Here is an 8658-nt window from a genome sequence, read left to right as displayed (position 1 = left end):
GGGAAGCCGTGTAGCGGCTATTATTTAATGCGTCCAAGTTTCGGGGCGCAGTTCAGGTTGATCCGGTGTGAGGGGCTTTAGTGTTGAGGCTTTAGCCTAGTGAGGCGCAAGCTCAGCAGCTCAAACTACTTGGAGGAAGAGTGCGCGTCCTGCGCGGTGCGGGCACGCACCACGAGAGCGTGGTACTCGTCTTCCTTCTCGATCAGCTCGTCACGCAGCTTCTGCGGAATGGCGTTGAGCTTCTCGGTTTCCTTCTGCCAGCGGGCGGTGATGTCCGCACGCTCGGCGGCGGATGCGTCCTCGGGCAGTGCCAGGTACTTCTCGGAGAGCGCCTGAACACGCTGAATGGTCTGCAGCGCGCGGCCCTTGGGGCTGAGCAGCGAGGCGAGCACGGTGATGACCAGGACGCCCACGATGACCAGCAGCGACATTTCGGTGGTAATCTCCACAACGTGCACGGGCTCACCGTGGTTGATGAACGGCAGGTTGTTCTCGTGCATTGCGTGCAGGATGAGCTTCACACCAATGAACGCGAGGATAGTCGCCAGACCGTAGGACAGGTAGACGAGGCGGTCCAGCAGACCGTCAATGAGGAAGTACAGCTGACGCAGACCCATGAGGGAGAACGCGGTCGCGGTGAACACAATGTAGACGGACTGGGTGAGGCCGAAAATCGCGGGGATCGAGTCGAGCGCGAAGAGCAGGTCGGAACCCGCGATAGCGACCATGACGAGCATCATGGGGGTCATGACGCGCTTACCGTTTTCGATGGTGAAGAGCTTGTCGCCGTCGAAGTGGTCGCTGGTCTTCAGGTACTTCTTGGCGAGGCGAACCATGATGTTGTCTGCCTCGTCGTCGCCGTCGCCTTCGGTGAGTTCGTCCTTGAGCAGGTTACCTGCGGTCATGAGCAGGACCAGGCCGAAGATGTAGAACACCCAGGCGAAGGAGTTAATGATCGCTGCGCCAGCGAAGATGAAGGTGCCGCGCGCCAGAATCGCGAAGACGATACCGAAGAGCAGGACCTTCTGCTGATTCTCACGGGCAACACGGAACGTGCCCATAATGATCATGAAGACGAAGAGGTTATCAACCGAGAGAGCTTCTTCGGTGATGTAGCCTGCATAGAATTCGGTGGCGGCGGTCGAGCCGTTCGTCACGAAAATGTACAGGCCGAACAGCAGCGCGATGCCGATGTAAATACTCGACCAGATGGCCGCTTCCTTAACGGTGGGTTCGTGCGCCTTACGGACGTGGAACACGAAATCGAAGGCCAACAGACCCGCGATGATGAGAATAGTAACCAACCATTGCAACCCGGTAACTTCCATGGGGAGCCTTTCTTGTGGTGTGCGTACAGGACCACAAGTCTCTCCCGCCGACCTGAATGGAGGTCGGCTCGATTCACCGGTTAGACGCCTTCGGCTAACGTGCTGACGATGAGTCGATTGGTGGGATACTCCCTTGCTCGGTGAACGATTATACAGCAGGTTGAGGTTTTCGCACAGGAAACCCTCCGGAGGGTTTTTCAAGAGCGAAGCACGCCGAAACGCCGCATCCAGCAGGGCTGACCCGTCGGATGCGGCGTTCTGGTGTGAAGAAAGTGCTTGCTAGTTAGCGCTGGTTAGTTGGCACAGACTAGTTGGCGCTGATTAGTTAGCAACAGTGAAGCGGCGGCCCGCGTGCTTGGGCTCTTCCGCCTCGTCAATCAGAGCGACAGCGAAGTCCTCGGCGCTAATGGAAGCGCCAGCGGGGGTGTCCAGTGCGGTGTTGTACGTGCCGGTGCGCTCACCCGGTGCGATTTCGAACGCCGGGGAGAGCATGGTCCAGTTCAGACCCTCGGATGCGCGGTACTCGTCGAGAATCTGGGCGAATGCCTTCGCCTCGGGCTTGTAATCTTCCGGGAAGCCTTCGCCATCAACGAAGCGGTTGCCGTTGCCGTCCTCGAGGGAGCCAGCGCCGCCAACGACCAGCAGGCGACCGGTAGGTGCCGCCGCGATCAGTGCGCGGTGTGCGTCGATAATCGGCTGCGCGGAGGTGCCGCGACCGCCCGGGACGGCAACAATGGTGACGTCGTGGTTGTTGACGATGTCGACCAGTGCCGCGGTGTCTGCAAGGTCGATGCTGTGGGCGGTAGCGCCTTCGGGTGCCTTGCCGGAGCGGGTGTAGGCATCAACCTGGTGGCCGCGGGAGATTGCTTCTGCTGCGGTGCGTGCGCCGACCATACCGGTTGCGCCGATAATTGCGATGTTCATGAGGGGTTCCTTTCGGGTAGGTCTTCTGTAGTTTTTCTTGCGGTGTTCCGCGTGATGGTTTTATAGTATCTATTAGAAACCGGGTACCTCAAGGTAACCATTGGGGATGTGTGGAAAATATTTAAAAATATTTTTCGCACCCCCACCACCCCGCATAAAACAGCCCCTCAGCAGATTGAAAAGACCACAGCTATGACCACCACGCTCACCTCCCCCACCCGCACCCCGCAGGACGACCAGCCCGCCAACATCCTCGCCCACGCTTGTCCCTCCCGCACCGTGATGCGCCACCTCACCGACCGGTGGACCCCGCTCATTGTTGCGGCGCTCTCCGAGCAGCCCGTCGCCCGCTTCGGCGAACTCAAGGCGATGATTCAGGGCGTCTCCCCCAAGGTCCTCACCCAGACCCTGCGCTCCATGGAACGCGACGGCCTGGTAGAACGCCGGGTCACCGCATCCATTCCGCCGCGCGTGGACTACGAACTGACCGCGCTCGGTACGACCCTCATTGAGCCGATGACCGCCCTGCGCCACTGGGCGCAGGACAATATGCAGGCGGTACTCGAAGCCCGCGAGCGCTACGACGCCGCCGCATTAGAGAACGGCGACGTATAAAAAAGGCACGCTGTAGAACGCGGCGCAGTGCAGACCAGCACGCACAGATCAACACCGCGCAGACCAGCACGCGCAGTAAGCCCACATAAAGGTAGCCCTCCCCGTGAACTATTACGGGGAGGGCTACTTTTCATTCAATTAGGAGACCATGTTGAAGGTCGGCGGGGTGAAAGCAATCGCGTTGACCTGCTTGTTCGTATCAAGTGTGCCGTTCTCCTGAATCGTCGGGACGGTAATAACCACCTCGAACTGGTACATGCCTTCCATGAGCGTATTGCCACGTAACGCAAAACGCGCGGAGATGCCGGTCGCCTTATCGTTCACGCTCGACGCAAACGGAATGACCTGACCCTGAACGGTCTGAGTCTTGCCGTTGCGGGTCATGACGGTTGCCTTGCCGGTCGGGTCGGTCGTGAAGATCTGGCGGTCAATGATTTTACCCTCGGGCGAGAAGAGGTAAATGTCCATGGACGGGTGCAGGTGCGTGGTGCCGGTCGTCGCCTCCAGCGCGGAGACGTTGTAGGTCATCACGAACTCACCGCAGTTCAGGTTGAGGTCGCCCTCGGGGCCGTGAGTCGCCTCGTACACGGACATGAGGCGAATCGTTGCGGGGTTCGGTGAGGTTGCGTTCTCCATGGACCACCATGCCTGACCGGTCTCCGGCGCAGTCACGGGCTTGTTCTTGGTGCGCGACTGCAGGGCGCCACTGGCGGGATTGGTAATCATCCAGCCGCCGACCTGGGTGAAGTCCGGGCCGTGTACTGTCTTGCAATCATCAGCCGAAGCAGCGAATGCGGGCACCGTCGTGGAGGCGGCAATAGCGGGCACAGCCCAGAGCGCGCCGCGGGTGAGGTTGCGGCGGGTAACGGAACGAGCTCCCGTGGTGTGTGCGTCTGAAGAGTTATTAGAAACAGTCACAGATTTTTCTTTATCGTTCGGAAGCATCAAGGTTTTATTTGACACGTAAAACACCTTGATAGTGTACAGCATGTATCTGCACTCAGTAGAACTTCATGAACAATGAGTTACCTCATGGCGAAAAACCCACGTCGGCCCCTAAACGCCGGGCTTAGAACACCGGGTTTAGGCGTGACCCGCCTCCTTCATCAGGCGCAGCTCCTTCTTCAAATCGGCAAGCTCATCACGCAGACGCGCCGCCAACTCAAATTGCAGGTTCTCCGCCGCCACGCGCATCTGCTCGTTCATCTGCTCAATCAAATCCAGCAGATCCTCAGCGGGTGCCGCCGCCAGGCCGTCGGCACGAACGCGCGCCTCCGCACGGGCGAGAAGCTCCTCCGACTCCGGGGTGCTCGTGGCAATCTTCGACGAGGTCGCAGAACCGGTCTTCGCACCCGCACTCACCGTGCGGGCACCCTTCTTACCGCTCTTACGCTGCTGCAGAAGCTCGCGGGTGTCCTCTTCCTCGCGGGCGAGAACATCCGTAATATCGGCAATCTTCTTACGCAGCGGCTGCGGGTCAATGCCGTGCGCACGGTTGTACGCCTGCTGAATCTCGCGGCGGCGGTTCGTCTCATCAATCGCCACGCGCATAGAATCCGTAATCTTATCGGCGTACATGTGCACCTGACCGGACACGTTACGCGCCGCACGACCAATCGTCTGAATCAGCGAAGTGGTCGAACGCAGGAAGCCTTCCTTATCGGCATCCAGAATCGCAACCAGGGACACCTCGGGCAGGTCCAGGCCCTCACGCAGCAGGTTAATACCGACCAGCACGTCAAAGGTGCCCAGGCGCAGCTCACGCAGAAGCTCCACACGGCGCAGGGTGTCCACGTCAGAGTGCAGGTACTGCACCTTCACGCCGTGCTGCAGCAGGTACTCGGTCAGATCTTCCGCCATGCGCTTAGTGAGGGTCGTGACCAGCACACGCTCATCACGCTCAACGCGCACGCGAATCTCCTCAAGCAAATCATCAATCTGACCCTTGGTCGGTTTGACCACAATCTCCGGGTCAATCAGGCCGGTGGGTCGAATAATCTGTTCCACGTAACCGTCGGCCTGCGAGAGCTCGTACTTGCCGGGGGTCGCCGACAGGTAGATGGTCTGACCAATGCGCTCCAGGAACTCCTCCCACTTCAGCGGGCGGTTATCCATCGCCGAGGGCAGGCGGAAACCGTGCTCCACCAGGGTGCGCTTACGAGACATATCACCCTCATACATGGCACCAATCTGCGGAACCGTCACATGCGACTCATCAATAATCAGCAGGAAATCATCCGGGAAATAATCCAGCAGACAGTTCGGGGCACTACCGGGAGCACGACCGTCAATATGGCGCGAGTAGTTCTCAATGCCATTGCAGAAGCCCATCTGCTCCATCATTTCCAGGTCATAGGTGGTGCGCATACGCAGGCGCTGCGCCTCCAGCAGCTTGCCCTGGGATTCGAGGGTCTGCAGGCGCTCACGCAGCTCATCCTCAATGGAGGTAATAGCCTTCGCCATGCGCTCGGCGCCGGCAACGTAGTGGCTTGCGGGGAAGACATACATTTCTTCTTCCTCGCGAATCACCTCACCGGTCAGCGGGTGCAGGGTGTAAATCGCCTCAATCTCATCGCCGAAGAACTCGATGCGAATCGCGTTCTCCTCGTACATGGGGATGATTTCGACCGTATCGCCGCGCACACGGAACATGCCGCGGTGAAAGTCCATGTCGTTACGCGCGTACTGCATCGCCACGAACTGGCGCAGCAGCTCGTCTCGGTCAATCTCCTCACCGCGACGCAGAGTCACCATCTGCTCAATATACTCTTCGGGCGTACCCAGACCGTAAATGCAGGACACGGTCGCAACCACCACCACGTCACGGCGAGTCAGCAGGGAGTTCGTCGCCGAGTGGCGCAGGCGCTCCACCTCCTCGTTGATGGAGGAGTCCTTCTCAATGAAGGTATCGGTCTGCGGCACGTACGCCTCAGGCTGGTAGTAGTCGTAGTAGGAGACGAAGTACTCCACCGCGTTATTCGGCAGCAGCTCACGCAGCTCATTCGCCAGCTGCGCCGCCAGAGTCTTGTTCTGCACGAGCACCAGAGTCGGACGCTGCACCGCCTCAATCAGCCAGGCTGCGGTCGCGGACTTACCGGTACCGGTAGCGCCCATCAGCACAATGTCTTTCTCGCCGTTCTGCACGCGCTCGGTGAGCTCGGCGATCGCCTTCGGCTGGTCGCCGGCAGGCTGGAAGGGGCTGACCACTTCAAAGGGGGCAACAACACGGTTGATCTGGGGTGCGTAACTCATGTATCCATCCTAGGGGAAAGCCGTCGGATGCGCCCTAAGATTGGTCACCCTTTTCTGCTGGCGCAATAGTCCGGCGTAATTGCTGGCGCAGCTACCGACGCAATAGTCCGGCGCGAAAGTGCCCAAGTTCATAAAAGATGGGGTGCAAAAGATAAGGGGCGTTCGAGCGGTTTATGTGCGCCGCAGGGCAGGAATCGAACAGGAGCGTTTTCCCGCGCAATTCCCGCACAATAACGGCGTGCTTACGAGGGTGCCCACTCCCCCGCCCGCATCGCGGCGCAGGCACGCCAAGTCACAAAAGATAAGGGATAAAACATAAAGACTTATGACGAGTATTCCGCACCCTTATCCTTTGCCTCTTTGACGCGGCTCACATATGTTTAGAGCGCACACACGCAGACAGAACGGACCATAAGAGCGCACGGAAGGACTCCATGAGCACGACCACGGAGACAGCTTCAAAAGCCGCCCCGACAGAACCCGCGGAGGCGAACCCCACCGGCACACCGGTCGCCACCTTAGCTGCCAAGAACGAACGCCGCCGCTCGCTCTTCACCTCCTCCTACCCGGTCATTATGCTCATCGCCCTCGCCATTCTGCTGGGCGTCACCTATCTCTCACTCATCACCGGCAGGTACCCGGTCGAACTGGACGAGCTCTTCCGTATCCTCGGCAAGAACTGGTTCGGCATGGACCTGAAGGTCTACAAGCCCGCCGAAAACATGCTGCTGACCGTGCGCATTCCGCGCCTGCTCGCCGCCGGTCTTATCGGTGCCGCCCTCGCCATTGCGGGTGCTACCTTCCAGGCGGTTTTCCGTAACCCGCTGGTCTCCCCGTACCTGCTGGGTGTTTCGCAGGGTGCGTCGGTGGGTGCCGCCTCCGCCATTCTGCTGGGCGTGGGCACGAGCCTCGCGATTCAGGGTTCCGCCCTCGCCGGTGGCCTCGCCGCTGTGCTACTGACCGTGAGCATTCCGCGCCTGTTGAAGAATCAGTCCACGCTCATGCTGGTGCTCTCCGGCGTGATTGTGGGCGGCTTCGGCACCGCCGCGCTGGGTGCGTTGAAGTTCATTGCAAACCCCGAAACCCAGCTGGCTCAGATTGTGTTCTGGCAGATGGGCTCCCTGCAGGACGTGCGTGCCGACGCACTCACCCAGTTCGCGCTGGTAGCGGTGCCCTGCATCCTGCTTCTGCTGGCGATGCGCTGGCGCATTAACATCCTCTCGCTCGGCGACGACGAGGCACGCACCCTCGGCATTAACCTGCCCCGAACCCGCGGCGTCACCATCCTGCTGGCAACCCTGGTCACCGCGACCAGCGTGTGCATCGGCGGCCCGATTTCTTGGGTTGGTCTGGTCATTCCGCACCTGTGCCGCCTGCTGGTCGGTAGCGACACCACCAAGCTCATGCCGCTGTCCATCCTGATGGGTGCCTCGTTCATGATGTTCGTCGATACCCTGGCGCGTAGCCTTACCAGCGCGGAGGTTCCGCTGAGCGTTCTGACCGGTTTCATTGGCACGCCGCTGTACGTGGCGTTGCTGCTGCTCGGAAAGGTTCGGGTGAAGTAATGTCTTCTTCCATTTCCGATACTCGGCACGCCGCGGATGCGAGCGCAGAGGTTCTGCTACGCCTGGACGATGCGGGGTTCCGCTACGGCCACCGGGGCGAGCGCATCAAGCACACCCGCGCGGGCCGCCGTTCGGACCGCTGGATTTTCCGCAACGTGAACCTGACGGTGCGGCGCGGTGAGGTCCTCGCCATTCTGGGTCGCAACGGCGTGGGTAAATCCACCCTGCTGAACTCCCTGATTGGTTTGCATTCGCTCACCGAGGGCACCGTCCATCTGGGTGGCGAGCCGCTGGATTCGCTGACCGCGACCGAGCGTGCCCGCCGCATCGCCTACCTTCCGCAGATGGAGGGTAGCGGTATCTCTTACACGGTCACCGAGTACCTGCTGATGGGTCGCGCACCCTATATCGGGTTGTTCTCTTCGCCCTCACGCCGTGACCGTGAGCAGGTGCAAACCGTGATGGAGGAGCTCGACCTGCTGGATCTGGCGCGCTCCCCGCTGGATCAGCTCTCGGGCGGTCAGCGGCAACAGGTGGGTATTGCCCGAACCCTGGTTCAGGACGCCCCACTCCTCGTTTTGGACGAGCCAACCAGCGCCCTGGATGTGGCGAATCAGGCGAAGGTTCTGCGGAAGATTCGGCAGCTGCGCGACGCCGGGTACGGGGTCATCTTCACGACCCACAACCCGGATCACGCCCTCATGCTGGATGCGACCGTTGCCCTGCTCGGCGCGCACGACGAACCTGACGCACAGGCTTCGAAGGATTCATCAGTTTCGGGGGATGCGCCGGCTCAGCTTTTGACAGGCCGCGCCTCGGAGGTGCTCACGAGCGAGGTTCTCTCGCGCACCTTCAACACCGACCTGACGGTGACCTACTCCCCCGAGCTGGGGCGCTCCAGCGTGCACATGATGAGCCTCGATACCTGAGGCTCCACAACCCCCAGTCTTCCGGAGACGGTTCGGACCGGACAC

The 8658-nt window shown here is 60.4% G+C and carries 7 protein-coding genes; 3 read left to right on the top strand and 4 right to left on the bottom strand.

The window, feature by feature from the left end; all coding sequences use genetic code 11:
• Positions 1-125: 125 nt before the first annotated feature.
• Together QZ822_RS04805 and QZ822_RS04800 are read right to left on the bottom strand one after the other, a co-directional pair.
• Positions 126-1328, bottom strand: a complete 1203-nt coding sequence (locus QZ822_RS04805) for a TerC family protein (protein ID WP_294643010.1) — start codon at positions 1326-1328, stop codon at positions 126-128.
• A gap of 321 nt (positions 1329-1649) precedes the next feature.
• Positions 1650-2252 carry an NAD(P)-dependent oxidoreductase gene (locus tag QZ822_RS04800; protein ID WP_294643008.1) on the bottom strand — a complete coding sequence of 201 codons (603 nt, stop codon included), beginning with the start codon at positions 2250-2252 and terminating at the stop codon, positions 1650-1652.
• Positions 2253-2444: 192 nt separating this feature from the next.
• Between QZ822_RS04800 and QZ822_RS04795 the strand changes: the two genes are divergently transcribed.
• Positions 2445-2867: a helix-turn-helix domain-containing protein gene (locus tag QZ822_RS04795; RefSeq protein ID WP_294643006.1), complete on the top strand. Its 423-nt coding sequence runs from the start codon at positions 2445-2447 to the stop codon at positions 2865-2867.
• A 138-nt stretch (positions 2868-3005) separates the two neighbouring features.
• On the opposite strand, the gene QZ822_RS04790 is transcribed toward QZ822_RS04795, so the two are convergent.
• Both QZ822_RS04790 and uvrB read right to left on the bottom strand, forming a co-directional pair.
• On the bottom strand, positions 3006-3785 hold the full coding sequence (locus QZ822_RS04790; protein ID WP_294643004.1) for an ornithinee aminotransferase: 780 nt from the start codon (positions 3783-3785) through the stop codon (positions 3006-3008).
• A gap of 165 nt (positions 3786-3950) precedes the next feature.
• Positions 3951-6119 carry an excinuclease ABC subunit UvrB gene (gene uvrB, locus QZ822_RS04785; protein ID WP_294643002.1) on the bottom strand — a complete coding sequence of 723 codons (2169 nt, stop codon included), beginning with the start codon at positions 6117-6119 and terminating at the stop codon, positions 3951-3953.
• A 434-nt stretch (positions 6120-6553) separates the two neighbouring features.
• Here uvrB and QZ822_RS04780 point away from each other — a divergent pair, with 434 nt between their 5' ends.
• Positions 6554-7684 (top strand): iron ABC transporter permease, encoded by a 1131-nt coding sequence (locus QZ822_RS04780; protein WP_294643000.1) that lies wholly within the window; start codon positions 6554-6556, stop codon positions 7682-7684.
• On the top strand, positions 7684-8613 hold the full coding sequence (locus QZ822_RS04775; protein ID WP_294642999.1) for an ABC transporter ATP-binding protein: 930 nt from the start codon (positions 7684-7686) through the stop codon (positions 8611-8613). The genes QZ822_RS04780 and QZ822_RS04775 overlap by 1 nt, the downstream gene beginning before the upstream one ends.
• Positions 8614-8658 lie beyond the last annotated feature (45 nt).

Origin of the sequence: uncultured Rothia sp. (assembly GCF_916715725.1) — a bacterium.
Classification (GTDB): domain Bacteria; phylum Actinomycetota; class Actinomycetes; order Actinomycetales; family Micrococcaceae; genus Rothia.
Note: the sequence above shows the minus strand (reverse complement) of the source record. Positions and strands in the feature narration are given on the sequence as shown.